This is a genomic window from Mariniflexile litorale (assembly GCF_031128465.2).
Taxonomy (GTDB): Bacteria; Bacteroidota; Bacteroidia; order Flavobacteriales; family Flavobacteriaceae; genus Mariniflexile; species Mariniflexile litorale.
Genome location: NZ_CP155618.1, coordinates 2,615,603 through 2,633,304, shown reverse-complemented (window position 1 = coordinate 2,633,304; position 17,702 = coordinate 2,615,603). Strand labels below are relative to the sequence as shown.

Annotated in this window: 31 protein-coding genes; 1 reads left to right on the top strand and 30 read right to left on the bottom strand. The window is 33.8% G+C overall.

Features of this window, described 5'->3' with window-relative positions; genetic code table 11:
• Nucleotides 1–89: 89 nt before the first annotated feature.
• From rpsD to rpsL, 30 genes are all read right to left on the bottom strand, one after another.
• Nucleotides 90–695 (bottom strand): 30S ribosomal protein S4, encoded by a 606-nt coding sequence (rpsD, locus tag QLS71_RS10840; RefSeq protein ID WP_308992983.1) that lies wholly within the window; start codon nucleotides 693–695, stop codon nucleotides 90–92.
• Between the two features lie 181 nt (nucleotides 696–876).
• Nucleotides 877–1,269, bottom strand: a complete 393-nt coding sequence (gene rpsK / locus QLS71_RS10835) for a 30S ribosomal protein S11 (protein ID WP_308992982.1) — start codon at nucleotides 1,267–1,269, stop codon at nucleotides 877–879.
• Nucleotides 1,270–1,368: 99 nt separating this feature from the next.
• Nucleotides 1,369–1,743, bottom strand: a complete 375-nt coding sequence (gene rpsM, locus QLS71_RS10830) for a 30S ribosomal protein S13 (protein WP_304386778.1) — start codon at nucleotides 1,741–1,743, stop codon at nucleotides 1,369–1,371.
• A gap of 2 nt (nucleotides 1,744–1,745) precedes the next feature.
• Nucleotides 1,746–1,862: a type B 50S ribosomal protein L36 gene (gene ykgO, locus QLS71_RS10825; protein WP_074961360.1), complete on the bottom strand. Its 117-nt coding sequence runs from the start codon at nucleotides 1,860–1,862 to the stop codon at nucleotides 1,746–1,748.
• 5 nt (nucleotides 1,863–1,867) lie between these two features.
• Nucleotides 1,868–2,083 carry a translation initiation factor IF-1 gene (infA, locus tag QLS71_RS10820; protein WP_091390524.1) on the bottom strand — a complete coding sequence of 72 codons (216 nt, stop codon included), beginning with the start codon at nucleotides 2,081–2,083 and terminating at the stop codon, nucleotides 1,868–1,870.
• Between the two features lie 9 nt (nucleotides 2,084–2,092).
• Complete coding sequence (gene secY / locus QLS71_RS10815) at nucleotides 2,093–3,439, bottom strand: preprotein translocase subunit SecY (protein ID WP_308992981.1); 1,347 nt, start codon at nucleotides 3,437–3,439, stop codon at nucleotides 2,093–2,095.
• 15 nt (nucleotides 3,440–3,454) lie between these two features.
• A complete protein-coding gene (gene rplO, locus QLS71_RS10810) occupies nucleotides 3,455–3,907 on the bottom strand; it encodes a 50S ribosomal protein L15 (protein ID WP_308992980.1) in 453 nt (150 codons plus the stop codon).
• Between the two features lie 14 nt (nucleotides 3,908–3,921).
• Complete coding sequence (rpmD, locus tag QLS71_RS10805; RefSeq protein WP_117172439.1) at nucleotides 3,922–4,104, bottom strand: 50S ribosomal protein L30; 183 nt, start codon at nucleotides 4,102–4,104, stop codon at nucleotides 3,922–3,924.
• Between the two features lie 11 nt (nucleotides 4,105–4,115).
• Entirely contained in the window at nucleotides 4,116–4,640 is a 525-nt protein-coding gene (rpsE, locus tag QLS71_RS10800) for a 30S ribosomal protein S5 (RefSeq protein ID WP_308992979.1), read from the bottom strand.
• Nucleotides 4,641–4,646: 6 nt separating this feature from the next.
• Nucleotides 4,647–5,003, bottom strand: a complete 357-nt coding sequence (rplR, locus tag QLS71_RS10795; RefSeq protein WP_308992978.1) for a 50S ribosomal protein L18 — start codon at nucleotides 5,001–5,003, stop codon at nucleotides 4,647–4,649.
• A gap of 10 nt (nucleotides 5,004–5,013) precedes the next feature.
• A complete protein-coding gene (gene rplF / locus QLS71_RS10790; RefSeq protein ID WP_308992977.1) occupies nucleotides 5,014–5,556 on the bottom strand; it encodes a 50S ribosomal protein L6 in 543 nt (180 codons plus the stop codon).
• A gap of 11 nt (nucleotides 5,557–5,567) precedes the next feature.
• Nucleotides 5,568–5,966, bottom strand: a complete 399-nt coding sequence (gene rpsH / locus QLS71_RS10785; RefSeq protein ID WP_308992976.1) for a 30S ribosomal protein S8 — start codon at nucleotides 5,964–5,966, stop codon at nucleotides 5,568–5,570.
• Between the two features lie 67 nt (nucleotides 5,967–6,033).
• Nucleotides 6,034–6,303, bottom strand: coding sequence for a 30S ribosomal protein S14 (rpsN, locus tag QLS71_RS10780; RefSeq protein ID WP_308992975.1), 270 nt, complete (start codon nucleotides 6,301–6,303; stop codon nucleotides 6,034–6,036).
• Between the two features lie 3 nt (nucleotides 6,304–6,306).
• Nucleotides 6,307–6,858 carry a 50S ribosomal protein L5 gene (gene rplE / locus QLS71_RS10775; RefSeq protein ID WP_308992974.1) on the bottom strand — a complete coding sequence of 184 codons (552 nt, stop codon included), beginning with the start codon at nucleotides 6,856–6,858 and terminating at the stop codon, nucleotides 6,307–6,309.
• Nucleotides 6,859–6,860: 2 nt separating this feature from the next.
• Nucleotides 6,861–7,172: a 50S ribosomal protein L24 gene (rplX, locus tag QLS71_RS10770; RefSeq protein WP_308992973.1), complete on the bottom strand. Its 312-nt coding sequence runs from the start codon at nucleotides 7,170–7,172 to the stop codon at nucleotides 6,861–6,863.
• A 14-nt stretch (nucleotides 7,173–7,186) separates the two neighbouring features.
• Nucleotides 7,187–7,555, bottom strand: coding sequence for a 50S ribosomal protein L14 (rplN, locus tag QLS71_RS10765; RefSeq protein ID WP_308992972.1), 369 nt, complete (start codon nucleotides 7,553–7,555; stop codon nucleotides 7,187–7,189).
• Between the two features lie 2 nt (nucleotides 7,556–7,557).
• A complete protein-coding gene (gene rpsQ, locus QLS71_RS10760; protein WP_117172447.1) occupies nucleotides 7,558–7,815 on the bottom strand; it encodes a 30S ribosomal protein S17 in 258 nt (85 codons plus the stop codon).
• Between the two features lie 12 nt (nucleotides 7,816–7,827).
• Nucleotides 7,828–8,019, bottom strand: a complete 192-nt coding sequence (rpmC, locus tag QLS71_RS10755; RefSeq protein ID WP_304386791.1) for a 50S ribosomal protein L29 — start codon at nucleotides 8,017–8,019, stop codon at nucleotides 7,828–7,830.
• Nucleotides 8,020–8,032: 13 nt separating this feature from the next.
• A complete protein-coding gene (gene rplP / locus QLS71_RS10750) occupies nucleotides 8,033–8,452 on the bottom strand; it encodes a 50S ribosomal protein L16 (RefSeq protein ID WP_308992971.1) in 420 nt (139 codons plus the stop codon).
• Between the two features lie 21 nt (nucleotides 8,453–8,473).
• Complete coding sequence (gene rpsC, locus QLS71_RS10745; protein WP_308992970.1) at nucleotides 8,474–9,202, bottom strand: 30S ribosomal protein S3; 729 nt, start codon at nucleotides 9,200–9,202, stop codon at nucleotides 8,474–8,476.
• 8 nt (nucleotides 9,203–9,210) lie between these two features.
• Complete coding sequence (rplV, locus tag QLS71_RS10740) at nucleotides 9,211–9,618, bottom strand: 50S ribosomal protein L22 (RefSeq protein ID WP_308992969.1); 408 nt, start codon at nucleotides 9,616–9,618, stop codon at nucleotides 9,211–9,213.
• Nucleotides 9,619–9,624: 6 nt separating this feature from the next.
• Nucleotides 9,625–9,903: a 30S ribosomal protein S19 gene (rpsS, locus tag QLS71_RS10735; RefSeq protein ID WP_028283873.1), complete on the bottom strand. Its 279-nt coding sequence runs from the start codon at nucleotides 9,901–9,903 to the stop codon at nucleotides 9,625–9,627.
• A 3-nt stretch (nucleotides 9,904–9,906) separates the two neighbouring features.
• Complete coding sequence (gene rplB / locus QLS71_RS10730; RefSeq protein WP_117172453.1) at nucleotides 9,907–10,731, bottom strand: 50S ribosomal protein L2; 825 nt, start codon at nucleotides 10,729–10,731, stop codon at nucleotides 9,907–9,909.
• Nucleotides 10,732–10,741: 10 nt separating this feature from the next.
• Nucleotides 10,742–11,032 (bottom strand): 50S ribosomal protein L23, encoded by a 291-nt coding sequence (rplW, locus tag QLS71_RS10725; RefSeq protein ID WP_072399589.1) that lies wholly within the window; start codon nucleotides 11,030–11,032, stop codon nucleotides 10,742–10,744.
• A 5-nt stretch (nucleotides 11,033–11,037) separates the two neighbouring features.
• Nucleotides 11,038–11,667: a 50S ribosomal protein L4 gene (rplD, locus tag QLS71_RS10720; protein ID WP_308992968.1), complete on the bottom strand. Its 630-nt coding sequence runs from the start codon at nucleotides 11,665–11,667 to the stop codon at nucleotides 11,038–11,040.
• Nucleotides 11,667–12,284 (bottom strand): 50S ribosomal protein L3, encoded by a 618-nt coding sequence (gene rplC, locus QLS71_RS10715; RefSeq protein ID WP_308992967.1) that lies wholly within the window; start codon nucleotides 12,282–12,284, stop codon nucleotides 11,667–11,669. The genes rplD and rplC overlap by 1 nt, the downstream gene beginning before the upstream one ends.
• Before the next feature lie 122 nt (nucleotides 12,285–12,406).
• Nucleotides 12,407–12,712 carry a 30S ribosomal protein S10 gene (rpsJ, locus tag QLS71_RS10710; RefSeq protein WP_111309258.1) on the bottom strand — a complete coding sequence of 102 codons (306 nt, stop codon included), beginning with the start codon at nucleotides 12,710–12,712 and terminating at the stop codon, nucleotides 12,407–12,409.
• Between the two features lie 11 nt (nucleotides 12,713–12,723).
• Nucleotides 12,724–14,850: an elongation factor G gene (fusA, locus tag QLS71_RS10705; RefSeq protein ID WP_308992966.1), complete on the bottom strand. Its 2,127-nt coding sequence runs from the start codon at nucleotides 14,848–14,850 to the stop codon at nucleotides 12,724–12,726.
• Between the two features lie 6 nt (nucleotides 14,851–14,856).
• Nucleotides 14,857–15,333 (bottom strand): 30S ribosomal protein S7, encoded by a 477-nt coding sequence (gene rpsG, locus QLS71_RS10700; protein ID WP_308992965.1) that lies wholly within the window; start codon nucleotides 15,331–15,333, stop codon nucleotides 14,857–14,859.
• 25 nt (nucleotides 15,334–15,358) lie between these two features.
• Nucleotides 15,359–15,772, bottom strand: coding sequence for a 30S ribosomal protein S12 (rpsL, locus tag QLS71_RS10695; RefSeq protein WP_308992964.1), 414 nt, complete (start codon nucleotides 15,770–15,772; stop codon nucleotides 15,359–15,361).
• Between the two features lie 247 nt (nucleotides 15,773–16,019).
• Between rpsL and QLS71_RS10690 the strand changes: the two genes are divergently transcribed.
• Entirely contained in the window at nucleotides 16,020–17,645 is a 1,626-nt protein-coding gene (locus QLS71_RS10690) for a POTRA domain-containing protein (protein ID WP_308992963.1), read from the top strand.
• Nucleotides 17,646–17,702: the final 57 nt, after the last annotated feature.

Genomic DNA, 17,702 nt, shown 5'->3' with positions numbered 1-17,702 from the left:
TTCGTTTTAATTGTTATTTAGTTGCGCGGTTTATAAGTTTGAAGAAGTACAAATAAACCCTTTGGCTAAATACCAATATGATTAATTTATTATTTAGAATATAATTCGACGATGAATTGTTCGTTTATGTTTTCTGGAATTTGAATTCTTGCAGGAACAGAAACATATGTTCCTAGTTTTGTATCATCATTCCAAGTAATCCATTCATAAACATGACTTGAGTTCGCTAAAGAATTTGTGATAGCTTCAAGAGATTTAGATTTTTCTCTAACAGCAACAACATCACCTGCTTTTAATTGGTAAGAAGGTATATTTACCAACTCTCCATTTACTGTAATGTGTCTGTGAGATACTAATTGCCTAGCACCGCTTCTAGAAGGAGAAATTCCCATTCTGAATACTACGTTATCTAATCTAGACTCACATAATTGTAATAAAACTTCACCAGTAATTCCTTGTGCAGCTCTAGCTTTTTTAAACAAACCTCTAAATTGACGCTCTAAAATACCATAAGTGTATTTTGCTTTTTGTTTCTCCATTAATTGGATTGCGTATTCAGATTTTTTTCCACGACGTCTTGCGTTACCGTGTTGACCTGGAGGGTAATTTCTTTTTTCAAAAGATTTATCTTCTCCAAATATAGCTTCACCAAATTTTCGAGCTATTTTAGTTTTAGGACCAGTATATCTTGCCATTTTAAATTGTTTTTTTAAGAGTGATTATGAATTAAGGTCTTAATCTTATCCTTCGATAATCGTTGATCTCTTTTTGATACTTGTTAATAATATTTTTTCAGTTTGCAAATTTACACATAAAAAATTAATATCAACTATTAAAAATAGCTGATATTAATTTTTATTATAATGTATAAAATTTTTATACTCTTCTACGCTTTGGAGGACGACATCCATTATGAGGTAATGGAGTAACATCAATAATCTCTGTTACCTCTATACCTGCATTATGAATAGAACGGATAGCAGATTCTCTACCATTACCCGGACCTTTAACGTAAACTTTTACTTTTTTCAAACCAGCTTCTTGAGCCACTCCTGCAGCATCTTCAGCAGCTAATTGAGCAGCGTAAGGTGTGTTTTTCTTTGAACCTCTAAATCCCATTTTACCAGCAGACGACCATGAGATAACGTCTCCTTTTTTATTGGTAAGTGAAATAATGATGTTATTGAAAGAAGCAGTAACATGTGCTTCTCCAACAGAGTCTACTATAACTTTACGTTTTTTAGTACTCTTTGTATTTGTTTTTGCCATTGTTTATAGTTTTCAGTTATAGTTGATAGTCGCTAGAATCCTAAACCTTTTAAATTTCAAACAGATTCCTTCCAACGTCTAAATACTAAAGACTAATTGTTATTTAGTTGCTTTTTTCTTGTTAGCAACAGTTTTTCTTCTACCTTTTCTAGTTCTAGAGTTGTTTTTTGTACGTTGCCCTCTTAACGGAAGCCCCGATCTGTGACGAATGCCTCTGTAACATCCAATATCCATTAAACGTTTAATGTTCAATTGAATTTCAGAACGTAATTCACCTTCGATAGTAAAAGTACCAACAGCTTCACGAATACCACTAATCTGGTCATCGTTCCAATCTTGAACTTTTATACTTTCATCAACATTAGCTTCTGCTAATATTTCTTTGGCTCTACTTCTACCTACCCCGTAGATATAAGTTAAAGCGATAACTCCTCTTTTGTTTTTTGGTATGTCTACACCTGCAATTCTTGCCATAATTACCCTTGTCTTTGTTTAAATCTAGGATTCTTTTTGTTTATCACGTAAAGTCTACCTTTTCTACGTACGATTATACAATCTGCACTTCTCTTTTTTACTGATGCTCTTACTTTCATCTGTGTTAGTATCTATAAGTTATTCTTGCCTTAGATAAATCATAAGGACTCATTTCTAATTTCACTTTATCTCCTGGTAATAATTTAATGTAATGCATACGCATCTTACCCGAAATATGTGCTGTCACAATGTGACCATTCTCTAACTCAACACGGAACATCGCATTTGATAATGCTTCTATGATGGTACCGTCTTGCTCTATTGCTGATTGTTTTGCCATAGTATAATATTAAGCTAGTGCCTTTCTATTTTTACCTGTTTTCATCAAGCCATCGTAGTGTCTATTTAGCAAGTAAGAATTTACTTGTTGCATAGTATCTATAGCTACACCCACTAAAATAATTAATGAAGTGCCACCAAAAAATAATGCCCAGCCTTGTTGAACACCCATAATTTTAACTATTAACGCTGGGAACACAGCAATAAATGCTAGAAATATAGAACCTGGTAAGGTTATTTGAGACATTATTTTATCTAAATATTCAGAAGTTTCCGAACCTGGACGAATACCAGGAATGAAACCACCACTACGTTTTAAATCGTCTGCCATCTTGTTTGTTGGTACCGTAATTGCTGTATAAAAATATGTAAATACAATAATTAATAAAGCAAAAGTTACACTATACCAAAATCCAAACATATCAGAATAATTTGTTTGCATCCATGCCCCTGTTGCTGTTTCCTTTAATAAAGAAGACCCTCCAATTAAGCTTGGTACAAACATGATTGCTTGTGCAAATATAATAGGCATTACTCCTGAAGCATTTAATTTTAATGGAATGTACTGTCTAGAACCTGCCATAGCACTTTTTTCATAATCGCCAGTCGCTGTTCTTCTTGCATATTGTACTGCTATTTTTCTAACAGCCATAACAAGCATGATACAACCAAGAATGATAGCAAACCATAATACTAATTCAAAAAGAATAAGCATCACATTATTACCCTCTAGTCTTGTTGCTGCATTTTGAAGAAATGATGCAGGTAGTCTTGCAATAATACCAACCATAATCAATAAGGAAATACCATTACCAATACCTTTATCTGTTATTTTTTCTCCTAACCACATCGCAAAGATACAACCTGTTACTAAAATAGTTACAGAAGAGAAATAAAATAATGGTCCAGTACCCAATAAAAATGCGCTTGCTGGTATCCCTAATTGTGGTAAGCTAGCCAAATAACCCGGAGCTTGTAGCAAACAGATAGCAATGGTTAACCAACGTGTAATTTGATTGATTTTCTTTTGACCACTAGCGCCTTCTTTTTGTAGTTTCTGTAAATATGGAATTGCTATTCCCATTAACTGAACAACAATAGAAGCAGAAATGTAAGGCATAATACCTAATGCAAAAACCGAAGCATTTGCAAAAGCTCCACCTGTAAAGGCATTTAATAGCCCTAACAAACCACTATCAGTACTATCTGCTAAACCGTCTAATTGAGCAGCATCAATACCTGGGAGAACTACTTGAGCACCAAAACGGTAAACCAATAATAAACCAAGTGTAACTATGATTCTGTTTCTTAGTTCTTCTATTTTCCAAACATTCTTTAACGATTCTATAAATTTCATACTTATAATAAGGTCTTATAACGTTACAGCTTCTCCTCCAGCAGCTTCGATAGCAGCTTTTGCTGAAGCAGTAAATTTATGTGCTGATACTTTTAATTTTGCTTTTAACTCACCTCTACCTAATATTTTAACTAGATCGTTTTTTCCAATTAAACCGTTAGTGAATAGCGTTTCAAAATCTACGGTATCACCAATTTTTTTATCGTCGGCTAATTGTTGCAAAGTATCTAAATTAATACCTTGATATTCTACGCGGTTAATGTTAGTAAAACCAAATTTAGGAACACGTCTTTGAAGTGGCATTTGACCTCCTTCAAAACCTACTTTCTTAGAATAACCAGAACGAGATTTAGCACCTTTGTGGCCACGAGTTGCCGTACCACCTTTACCAGAACCTTGTCCACGTCCTATTCTTTTTCCTTGATTTTTAACTGAACCTTCTGCAGGTTTTAAATTACTTAAATCCATTTTTCAGTATATTATTATTTAATTTCTTCAACAGAAACTAAGTGATTTACTTTACTTACCATACCAAGAATACTTGATGTAGCTTCGTGCTCTTTTACCTGACCGATCTTTTTAAGACCTAGAGATATTAATACTCGTTTTTGTCTTAGCGGACAATTGATTGCGCTTTTAACTTTTGTTACTTTAATTTTTGCCATCTCTGTCTGTATTAAGCTTTAAATACTTGTTCAAGTGAAATACCTCGGTCTCGAGCAATTGTATTGGCATCTCTTAATTGCAATAAAGCATCAAAAGTTGCTTTTACAACGTTGTGAGGATTTGAAGATCCTTGAGATTTTGATAATACATCGTGTACACCAACTGCTTCAAGTACTGTTCTTACAGCGCCACCAGCAATTACACCTGTACCTTTAGCAGCAGGAATAATGTTTACTCTTGCTCCACCATATTTACCTTTTTGTTCATGTGGTAATGTTTTTCCTTTTAAAGGAATACGAACCAGGTTTTTCTTAGCATCTTCAATAGCTTTTGCAATTGCACTAGCTACATCTTTAGATTTCCCTAAACCTTGTCCTACAACACCCGCTTCGTCACCAACTACTACAATTGCTGAGAAACCAAATGCTCTACCACCTTTAGTTACTTTTGTAACTCTTTGTACACCAACTAAACGATCTTTAAGATCTAATCCACCTGGTTTTACTAATTCTGCACTTTTATATTTTTTAAACATAATTTCTTAGAATTTAAGTCCTGCTTCTCTAGCTCCTTCAGCTAATGATTTTACTCTACCATGGTATAAATAACCACCTCTATCAAAAGCGATAGTCTCTATACCTGCCTTTAAAGCTTTTTCAGCAAGTGACTTACCTACTAATTTAGCTACTTCAATTTTAGTTGCTTTTGCAGAACTAATATCTTTATCTCTTGAAGATGCTGCACTAAGAGTAACACCCGTTACATCATCTACAACTTGAGCATAAATTTCTTTATTACTTCTAAAAACAGTTAATCTCGGTCTAGCTTCTGTACCAGAAACTATCTTACGTATTCTGCTTTTAATTCTTATTCTTCTTTCGTATTTTGTCAATGCCATAACTTAATTATTAAGCTGATTTACCTGCTTTTCTTCTTAATACCTCACCAACAAACTTAACCCCTTTACCTTTATAAGGCTCTGGTGGTCTAAAACCACGAATCTTTGCAGCTACTTGACCTACAAGTTGTTTATCATGTGAAGTTAGTTTTATAATAGGGTTTTTTCCTTTTTCACTTACTGTTTCTAATTTAACTTCTGGAGCTAAACTCATAACGATAGCATGAGAAAATCCTAAAGCTAATTCCAATTTTTGACCTTGGTTACTAGCTCTATACCCTACACCTACTAATTCTAATTCTTTAGTCCATCCTTTAGAAACGCCTTCAATCATGTTACGCATTAATGATCTATATAAACCATGTTTTGCTTTTTGATCTTTAGAATCCGAAGAACGTGTTACTAAAACATTTCCATCTTCAACTTTAATATTTACAGAATCGAAATTTTGAGTTAATTCTCCTAATTTTCCTTTTACTGTAACTATTCCGTCGTTTATATCAACTGTAACGCCTTCTGGAATTACTACTGGGTTATTACCTATTCTTGACATATCTTATCTTTTTAGTAAACGTAACACAATACTTCGCCACCTACATTATCTCTTTTTGCTTGTTTACCTGTCATTACTCCATGAGAAGTAGAGACAATGGCAATACCTAAACCATTAAGAATTCTAGGAAGTTCTTTTGAACTTGCGTATTTACGTAAACCTGGTTTACTTATTCTTTGAATCTGTTTTATTACAGGCTCTTTAGTGTCTTTATTGTACTTAAGTGCTATTTTAATAGTACCTTGTACTGAAGAGTCATCAAACTTGTAACTTAAAATATATCCTTGTTCGAATAATATTTTAGTAATGTCTTTTTTAAGATTAGATGCTGGGATCTCAACCACTCTGTGGCTAGCACGCACTGCATTTCTAATTCTTGTCAAATAATCCGCTATTGGATCTGTGTACATAATGAATTGATTTGTGATCTTGGTTTTCGGAATATTCCGAACCTTAAATCCGATTATTTAAATAATATTACCAACTTGCTTTTCTTACCCCTGGAATAAGACCATTATTAGCCATTTCTCTAAAAGTTACACGAGACACTCCAAATGTTCTCATATATCCTCTAGGTCTACCTGTTAATTTACATCTATTATGCATACGAACAGGAGAAGCATTTTTGGGTAACTTTTGTAATGCTTCATAATCTCCAGCTTCTTTTAAAGCTTTACGTTTTTCAGCATATTTAGCTACTGTTTTAGCTCTTTTTACCTCGCGGGCTTTCATTGATTCTTTAGCCATAACTTAGTTCTTTTGAAAAGGTAATCCTAATTCGGTTAATAACGATTTTGCTTCTTTATCAGTTTCAGCAGATGTTACAAATGTAATATCCATACCTGAGATTTTATTAACTTTATCAATATTTATCTCTGGAAATATAATTTGTTCAGTAACTCCTAAATTGTAGTTACCACGTCCGTCAAATCCTGTAGCTTTAATTCCATTAAAATCTCTTACACGTGGTAAGGCTGAAGTAACTAAACGATCTAAAAATTCATACATTCTTTCTCCTCGTAAAGTAACTTTAACACCAATTGGCATCCCTTTACGTAATTTGAAAGATGCAACATCTTTTTTAGATATTGTAGCTATTGCTTTTTGTCCAGATATAGTAGTTACTTCTTCTACTGCGTAGTCGATTAACTTTTTGTCTGCTACTGCCGCTCCAACACCTTTAGATATTACTATCTTTTTTAGTTTAGGAACTTGCATCACATTTTTATATCCAAATTCGTCTGTAAGAGCTGCAATTACTCTGCTTTTATACTCTTCTTTAAGTCTCGGTGAATATGCCATAACTATATTACTTCATTAGATTTTGTTGAAAATCTTACTTTTTTATCGCCTTCTACTCTATATCCAATTCTTGTTGTTTCTCCTTTAGAAGTTAACAACGATAAATTTGAAATATGCATAGGAGCTTCTTTTTCAACGATTCCTCCTTGAGGGTTTTTAGCACTTGGTTTAGTATGTTTCTTAACCATGTTAATACCCTCAACAATCGCTTTGTTCTTGTCTATTAATACTTTTTGTACTTTACCTTCAGAACCTTTATGGTCTCCAGCAATTACTTTAACAGTATCTCCAGTTTTTATTTTAAGCTTTGTCATCTTAAATTGATGTATTAAAGCACCTCTGGTGCTAATGATACAATTTTCATGAATTGTTTATCACGAAGTTCTCTAGCAACAGGACCAAATACGCGTGTTCCTCTCATCTCCCCTTGAGGATTTAAAAGCACACATGCATTATCATCAAATCTAATATAAGATCCGTCTGGTCTTCTTACTTCTTTTCTAGTACGAACAACAACTGCAGTAGATACAGCACCTTTTTTAATGTTTCCATTAGGTGTTGCGTCTTTTATAGAAACAACAATTTTGTCTCCTACAGATGCATATCTTCTTTTAGTACCACCTAAAACACGGATAGTTAAAACTTCCTTTGCTCCAGTGTTATCTGCTACTTTTAATCTTGATTCTTGCTGTACCATAATTATTTAGCTCTTTCTATGATTTCAACTAATCTCCAACATTTAGATTTACTTAAAGGTCGTGTTTCCATGATTCTTACAGTATCTCCAATATTACAATCGTTTGTTTCGTCGTGTGCAACATATTTTTTTGTTTTTAACACGAACTTACCATACATAGGGTGTTTCACTTTTTTAACCTCTGCAACAACTATTGATTTTTGCATTTTGTTACTAGTAACAACTCCTATACGTTCTTTTCTTAAATTTCTTGTTTCCATCTTGTAGCCGAATTATTGTAATTCTCTTTTAGTTAATTCTGTCGCAATTCTAGCTACCGAACGTCTTATGTTACGTAACTGGATTGGATTTTCTAAAGGAGATATTGCATGAGCTAATTTTAGGTCTGAATAACTCTTTTTTGTTTCACCAAGTTTCTCTTGTAACTCGGCTACTGATAATTCTTTAATTTCTGATTGTTTCATAATATCAAATAAATTATGCTTCGTAATCGCGAGCAATGATAAACTTAGTTTTTACTGGTAGTTTTTGAGCTGCTAAACGTAACGCTTCTTTAGCGATGTCTAACGATACTCCTCCTACTTCAAAAAGCATTCTTCCTGGTTTAACAACCGCTACCCAATACTCAACAGCACCTTTACCTTTACCCATACGTACTTCAAGAGGTTTCTTTGTAATTGGCTTGTCTGGAAATATTTTAATCCAAAGTTGCCCTTCTCTTTTCATGTAACGTGTAGCAGCAATACGTGCAGCTTCTATTTGACGCGATGTTAAAAACTCAGAGTCGAGTGATTTTATACCAAAAGTTCCATTTGAAAGTTGGTGACCTCTTTGCGAGATCCCTTTCATACGTCCTTTTTGTTGCTTACGAAATTTTGTTCTTTTAGGCTGTAACATTTTTCTTTACTTTATAAAAAATTACTTTCTACGACGTGGTTTAGAATTATTTCCTCCACGTGGTGCTCCTGCACCTGCCTTTCCTTGCTTCTTGGACAATCCAACTAGCGGAGAAAGTTCTCTTTTACCATATACTTCACCTTTCATAATCCACACTTTCACACCTAACCTACCATAAGTAGTGTGTGCCTCAACAAGTGCATAATCAATATCGGCTCTAAAGGTTGATAAAGGAATACGTCCTTCTTTGTAGTGTTCTGAACGTGCCATTTCAGCACCATTCAAACGACCACTAATTTGAACTTTAATTCCTTCAGCATTCATACGCATAGTAGCAGCAATAGCCATTTTTATAGCACGACGGTATGAAATTCTATTTTCAATTTGACGAGCAATGCTAGTTCCTACTAAAAATGCATCAAGTTCAGGTCTTTTAATTTCAAAAATATTAATCTGAACTTCTTTTCCAGTAATTTTTTTAAGCTCTTCTTTTAACTTGTCTACCTCTTGACCGCCTTTACCAATAATGATACCTGGACGAGCCGTTGTGATAGTAACGGTTACAAGTTTTAAAGTTCTTTCAATAATTACTCTACTTACACTAGCTTTAGCTAAACGTACATGTACGTATTTTCTAATCTTATCGTCTTCGGCAAGCTTATCTCCATAATCATTACCTCCATACCAGTTAGATTCCCATCCTCTGATAATACCTAAGCGATTTCCGATTGGATTTGTTTTTTGTCCCATTGTCTATCTTAGCTTTGTGTGTTATTGTTAGCTCCAACTACGATTGTTACGTGGTTTGAACGTTTTCTTATTCTGTGTGCACGACCTTGTGGTGCTGGACGCAATCTTTTTAACATTGCTCCTCCATCTACTCTAATTTCTTTTACAATCAACTCAGCATCTTCAATGCTAGCTTCTTCATTTTTAGACTGCCAGTTAGCAATTGCCGATAAAAGCAATTTCTCTAGCTTACCTGAAGCTTCCTTTTGATTGAATTTTAAGATATTAAGAGCTTTTTCTACTTTTTCACCTCTTACTAAATCGGCTACTAAACGCATTTTTCTCGGTGACGTAGGACAATTATTAAGTTTTGCAAAAGCGATTTCCTTCTTTGCTTCCTTAATAGCGTCTGCCATTTGTTTTTTACGACTTCCCATAGCTTACTACTTTTTACCTTTATTTTTAGCACCTGCATGTCCACGGAATGAACGTGTTGGTGAAAATTCTCCTAATTTATGACCTACCATATTTTCAGTAACATATACTGGTACAAATTGGCGGCCATTGTGAACTGCGATCGTTTGTCCAACAAAATCCGGAGTAATCATAGAGGCTCTAGACCACGTTTTGATTACCGTTTTTTTATTAGCTTCAACATTATCAGCCACTTTTTTCTCTAATTTATAATGAACGTAAGGTCCTTTTTTTAATGATCTTGCCATGTCTTATTTCTTTCTACGTTCTACAATATATTTATTACTTGCATTCTTTTTAGAACGAGTTCTATATCCTTTAGCTGGTATACCGTTTCTTGAACGAGGATGTCCTCCAGAAGATTTACCTTCACCACCTCCCATAGGGTGATCAACAGGATTCATTACTACTGGTCTAGTACGTGGGCGTCTTCCTAACCATCTTGTTCTACCTGCTTTACCAGACACTAACAATTGATGATCTGAATTAGACACAACACCTATAGTTGCTAAACAATTAACAAGAATTAATCTTGTCTCACCAGACGGTAATTTAATAGTAGCAAATTTACCATCTCTTGCCATTAATTGAGCAAAAGCACCAGCACTACGAGCCATTATAGCTCCTTGTCCTGGACGTAATTCTACACAAGAAATAATAGTTCCTAATGGAATTTGACTAAGTGGCATTGCATTTCCAATTTCTGGAGCAACATTTTCTCCTGAAACTACAGTTTGACCTACTTGTAAACCGTTTTGTGCAATGATGTATCTTTTCTCGCCATCTTGATAATTCAATAATGCGATAAAAGCGGTTCTGTTTGGATCGTATTCTATAGACTTAACTTCAGCTGGAATACCTGCCTTATTACGTTTAAAATCGATAATACGATACTTTCTTTTATGACCTCCACCAATATAGCGCATGGTCATTTTTCCTTGACTGTTTCTACCACCAGACCTTTTATTCGGAACGAGTAAACTCTTTTCCGGCTTATCAGTAGTAATGGCGTCAAATCCATTTACTACTCTAAATCGCTGTCCTGGTGTGATTGGTTTTAATTTTCTTACTGACATCTGTCTTTAATTACATGTTACTGTATAAATCAATCATTTCACCTTCCGCCAGTTGTACAATTGCTTTTTTAACAGCATTTGTTTTACCATGTTGGATACCTGTTTTTGTAAACTTGGTACTCCTATCTGGACGGACATTTATAGTACGAACTTTTTCAACAGAAACACCATAAGCAGCTTCCACTGCTTTTTTGATTTCTACCTTGTTCGCCTTTGTTTTCACTGCGAAAGTATAGCAGTTTCTTAACTCGCTATTTGCTGTCGCTTTTTCTGTGATTATAGGTTTAATTAAGATACTCATGGTTTCTATTTACTTAAATTTGTTTCAATTCCTTCTAAAGCTCCTTCTAAAAGCACAACTTGATTTGCATTTAAAATCTTGTAAGTATTTAATTCTGAGCTAGTTACAACTTCAGAGCCTTGTAAATTGCGTGACGACAAATATACATTATTATTTGACGCACCCAACACAAACAGAGATTTTTTGTTTTCTAAGTTTAGTGCTTTTAAAATAGCAGTAAAATTCTTAGTTTTTACTGTATCAAAATTAAAATCTTCTAACACAACAATTGATTGTTCTCCTGCTTTTATACTCAAGGCTGATTTACGAGCTAAACGCTTCACATTTTTGTTAAGTTTGAAGCTGTAATTTCTTGGTCTTGGACCGAACATACGACCACCACCTTTGAAAACTCCAGACTTAATACTTCCAGCTCTTGCGGTACCAGTACCTTTTTGCTTTTTAATCTTACGAGTACTTCCAGAAATCTCAGCACGCTCTTTAGCTTTGTGAGTTCCTTGTCTTTGGTTTGCTAAGTATTGTTTAACATCCAAATATACTGCGTGATTATTAGGCTCAATAGCAAATACATCTTGAGAAAGGTCTGCCTTTCTACCTGTATCTTTTCCGTTTATATCTAAAACTGCTACTTTCATTATTTTCTAATAATTACATAAGAGTTTTTATGCCCAGGTACACAACCTTTAACAACTAGTAGATTTTTATCTGCTACCACTTTTAAAACTCTTAAATTTTCAACATTTACTGAGTCGGTACCCATTCTTCCTGCCATTTTCATTCCTTTAAAAACTCTTGCAGGATATGAAGCAGCTCCAATAGAACCAGGAGCTCTTAAACGGTTGTGTTGACCGTGAGTTGCTTGACCAACTCCACCAAATCCATGACGTTTTACAACACCTTGGAAACCTTTTCCTTTTGATATACCAGATATATCAACAAATTCACCTTCAATGAAGTGCTCAACAGTGATTGCATCACCTAATTTGTACTCCTTATCAAAACCTTTGAATTCAACGATTTTGCGTTTTACAGAAGTCCCTGCTTTTTTAGCGTGACCTAAGTCCGCTTTAGTAGCACTTTTTTCTGTCGCGTCATCGAAACCAAGTTGAACAGCTTTGTAGCCGTCAACCTCTTCAGTTCTGACTTGGGTAACGATACATGGTCCAGCTTCGATTACTGTACATGGAATGTTTTTTCCATTTTCATCGAAGATGCTGGTCATACCGATTTTTTTTCCAATTAACCCAGACATATTTATTATTTATTAATTATTACTATTTGTTATTAAAAAATTCAAGGCTGAAAATACATTTCAACCTTGAATTGTATTTACCGTTTTTCCTTAACCATCGTTAAGGACATGTTTACTTTTACTTACACTTTAATCTCTACTTCAACCCCACTTGGTAATTCAAGTTTCATTAAAGCATCAATTGTTTTTGAAGACGAAGAATAAATATCTAATAATCTCTTGTAAGAGCTTAATTGAAATTGTTCTCTAGCCTTTTTATTTACGTGTGGAGAACGTAATACAGTGAAAATTTTCTTGTTTGTTGGTAATGGAATTGGTCCTGTTACCACCGCACCTGTACTTTTTACTGTTTTAACAATCTTATCAGCAGATTTATCTACCAAATTGTGATCGTAAGACTTTAATTTTATTCTGATTTTTTGACTCATTTTCTTAAATTTTAAGCTTCAACGCCTTTTGCTGCCTTAATAACCGTTTCAGATATATTTGAAGGTGTTTCAGCATAATGTGAAAATTCCATAGTTGATGTTGCACGACCCGATGATAATGTTCTTAATGTAGTTACATAACCAAACATTTCAGATAATGGCACCGTTGCTTTTACAGTTTTTGCTCCTGCACGGTCACCCATATCACTCATTTGTCCTCTTCTTCTGTTTAAATCACCAACAATATCACCCATATTTTCTTCAGGTGTAAGTACCTCAAGTTTCATAATTGGCTCCATTATTACAGCTTTAGCAGCCTTAGCAGCAGCTTTAAAACCTAATTTTGCAGCTAATTCAAATGATAATGCATCAGAATCCACATCATGGTAAGAACCATCAGTTAATGTTACTTTCATAGCATCAACTTCGTATCCTGCTAATGGTCCATTAACCATAGCCATTTTAAATCCTTTTTCAATTGAAGGGATAAATTCTTTAGGAACGTTACCACCTTTAATAGCTGATATAAATTCTAATCCTATTTTACCTTCTTCAGCTGGCTCAAGTGTGAATACAATATCAGCAAATTTACCACGACCACCAGATTGTTTTTTATAAACTTCTCTATGTTCAGCTTTACGCGTAATAGATTCTTTATATTCTACTTGTGGTGCACCTTGATTTACTTCTACTTTAAATTCACGACGTAAACGATCTACAATAATATCTAAGTGAAGCTCACCCATTCCAGAAATAATAGTTTGTCCTGAAGCTTCATCTGTTCTAACAGTAAATGTTGGATCTTCCTCAGCTAATTTAGCTAAAGACATTCCTAATTTATCAACATCCGCTTTAGTTTTAGGCTCTACCGCGATACCGATAACGGGATCAGGGAAGTTCATACTTTCTAAAATTATTGGATGTTTTTCATCTGATAAAGTATCTCCAGTTTTTATACTCTTAAAACCTACTGCTGCACCAATATCTCCTGCTTCAATATAATCGATAGCGTTTTGTTTATTAGCATGCATTTGATAGATTCTAGAAATACGTTCTTTATTTCCTGAACGGTTGTTCAAAACATAAGAACCGGCATCTAAACGACCTGAATAAGCACGGAAGAAAGCTAAACGTCCCACATAAGGATCGGTTGCAATTTTAAATGCTAATGCTGCAAACGGTTCTAAAACAGATGGTTTACGCAATATTTCAGCTCCAGTATCAGGGTGTGTTCCAATAATTCCTTCTTTATCCATTGGAGAAGGTAAATAACGACATACAGCATCTAATAAGAATTGTACCCCTTTATTTTTGAATGATGATCCACAAATCATTGGAATGATTGACATATCCATTACAGCAGCTCTAAGTGCAGCATGCACTTCGTCTTCAGTAATAGAATCTTCATCTTCCATATATTTCTCAAGCAAGTTTTCATCATACGCAGCAACTTCTTCAATAAGTTTACCGCGAAGCATTTTTGCTTCAGCTTTTAATTCTTCTGGTATTTCGATAACATCAAAAGTTGCCCCTTGTGTATCATCATGCCAAACGATTGCTCTATTTTTTACTAAATCAACAATACCTTTAAAATCTATCTCATCACCAATGTTTAAAACGATTGGCACTGCGTTAGATTTCAACATATCTTTTACTTGTTGACACACGTCCATAAAATTAGCACCTTGACGGTCCATTTTATTTACGAAACCAATACGTGGCACTTTATAGTTATCAGCTAATCTCCAGTTAGTTTCAGATTGTGGCTCAACACCATCAACTGCACTAAATAAGAATACTAAACCATCTAATACACGTAATGAACGATTTACTTCAACCGTAAAATCAACGTGACCTGGAGTGTCAATAATATTAAAATGATAACCTTGAGCTTCTTCAGTAGGCTCTCCATTTTCTTTTGGAAACACCCATTCACAGGTTGTAGCTGCAGAAGTGATAGTAATACCACGCTCTTGCTCTTGCTCCATCCAGTCCATAGTTGCAGCACCATCATGTACTTCACCTATTTTATGAGAAACACCTGTATAATAAAGAATACGCTCTGTTGTTGTGGTTTTTCCTGCATCAATATGTGCAGCAATACCTATATTTCTTGTTAATCTTAAATCTCTTGCCATGTCGTATTAAAATCTAAAGTGAGAGAATGCTTTATTAGCTTCTGCCATTTTGTGAGTATCAACTCTTTTCTTAACCGCTGCTCCTTCTTCTTTAGCTGCTGCTAAAATTTCTGAAGCTAAACGTTGAGCCATAGATTTTTCATTTCTTTTACGAGAATAGCTAATTAGCCATTTCATTGCTGTAGAAACTTTACGGTCTGGACGAATTTGCATTGGAATTTGAAATGTTGCACCACCAACACGACGACTACGTACTTCTACGTGAGGCATCACATTAGACAAAGCATCTTTCCAAGTTTCTAAAGCTGTCTTTTCTTCTGTTGTTTTTTTTGATTCTACAATGTCAATCGCATCATAAAATACTTTAAAAGCCACAGACTTCTTTCCATCCCACATCATCATATTAACGAAACGAGTTACTAACTGGTCGTTAAAGCGTGGATCTGGTAAAAGCGGTCTCTTTTTTGCTGCTCTTTTTCTCATGTCTTCTTCTTAATAAAAGTTTTAATTACTTTTTCTTACCTTTTGCTGGAGCTGCTGCCGCTTGTCCTGGTTTAGGACGCTTCGCACCATACTTAGATCTACGTTGTGTTCTACCTGCAACACCTGCTGTGTCTAAGGCACCACGAACGATGTGATATCTAACTCCTGGTAAATCTTTTACTCTTCCACCTCTAACCAATACTATCGAGTGCTCTTGTAGATTGTGACCCTCACCTGGGATGTATGCATTTACTTCATTACCATTTGTTAATCTAACACGAGCAACTTTACGCATTGCTGAGTTAGGTTTTTTTGGTGTAGTAGTGTAAACACGCGTACAAACCCCACGACGTTGTGGACACGAATCTAAAGCAACCGATTTACTCTTCTTGATTATTTTGGTTCTTCCTATTCGTACTAATTGTGAAATTGTTGGCATATATATTCTATATAAATTTTAAAGTCCTCTTTTAAGAGGGCTGCAAAGGTAGAAATTAAAATGTAAAATTCAAACCCTAATTCATTAATTTTCACATCATTTGTAATATTTTTTTATTCATTATATTAATAGTATCAATTTTCCGTTAGATTTACATATCCAAACAGCCATCAAAACCGTGCAAAAAACACCTTTTTTATACCTTATCATATTTATATTGTTTTCTTCTGTAATGTTTTGCCAAAACTTGCAGCTTAAAATCGTAGGGCATACCCTGGCTGAAACAACCTCTATTGATTCTTTAAATTATGTTAAAAACCATGAAAACTATTTATCTATTAAAAGGGAAATAGATTCACTTCAAAAAATTTTATATAAAATTGGTTATATTGAAAATGAATTGAAAAATATTCATCGCGTTAATGATTCTGTTTTTTTAACTGAAATTCATCTGAAAAAAAAATACACTAGTATATTTATATATTATGATAAATCACTTTTCAACCCGAAACTATTAAATGTCATATCAAAAAACGTATTTGACACTTATTTCACCATACCTTTTATTGAACTTGAAAAAACCTTACATTATATAAACTCCAAGATATCTGAAAAAGGATTTCCATTTTCAAAATTGCATTTGTTTAATATTGAAATTGATAATAAATCTAATTTAAAAGCGAACTTAATTTTAGAAACAACAAACCAAAAACGAGTAATAAACGATATTATAATAAAAGGTTATAACAAGTTTCCGAGTTCGTATTTAATACACTACCTTAAAATAAAACCCAATCAAACATTTAATTTAAATGTTATAAAAACGAAAACGGAGCAATTAAATAATTTAAAATTCGCAAGTGAAATAAAATCACCTGAAGTTTTGTTTTCAAAAGACTCTACAACTTTATATTTATACCTTCAAAAAACAAAAAGCAATTCGTTTGACGGATTTTTAGGTTTTGGCACTAATGAAGACACCAACAAACTACAGTTTGATGGTTATCTAAATTTAAACCTTACTAATAATTTAAATTACGGCGAATCGTTTAAACTACTTTACAAAAGTGATGAAAGCGACCAAAAAACGTTCGAAACTAATTTATCTCTGCCATATTTGTTCAAATCTCCTATTGGATTAGATTTTGCATTGCGTATTTTCAAAAGAGATTCATCGTTTACTACGGTAAATCAAGGCTTTAAAATACATTATCAAATAAACACTAAACATAAAATTTATTCAGGAATTTCATCAACACAATCCAGCAACTTATTAAATATATCCACATCATCAAATATATATGACTACAAAACATCCTATTTCACATTTGCTTATCAATATTTAAAAAATCAAAATTTAAATTCACTTTTCCCTGTAAACTCACTGTTTTATCTCGAAAGTAATTTTGGCAGAAGAACCGAATCAAGCCAACAAGAGAAACAATCGCTATTAAATATAGATGCATTTAAAATTTTGAAATTAGACATTAAAAACAGTCTTTATTTTAGAATAAATGGTGCTGCCCTTAACTCAAAAACTTATTTTGAAAATGAACTTATCCTATTTGGGGGTATCAATTCCATAAGAGGTTTTGAAGAAAACAGTATTTTCGCTACTTCATATGGGTTATTAAATTCAGAATATAGATTCCTCCTAAACAATTCTATCTACATACATACCATCACTGATTGGGCATATTTTGAAAATAAAATTTTAAATATTAATGAAAAACTCTTAGGCATTGGTTTCGGTTTTGGGATATTAACCAAGACAGGTCTTCTTAAATTTAACTACGCCAATGGTAAAACTGAGAATACGCCATTTAAACTTTCAAATTCTAAGATTCACCTAAGTTTGAGTGCTAATTTCTAACCTAAAATTATCATTTTCTCAAATTTTTACTCTAAATCATACATTTTAACCATTATT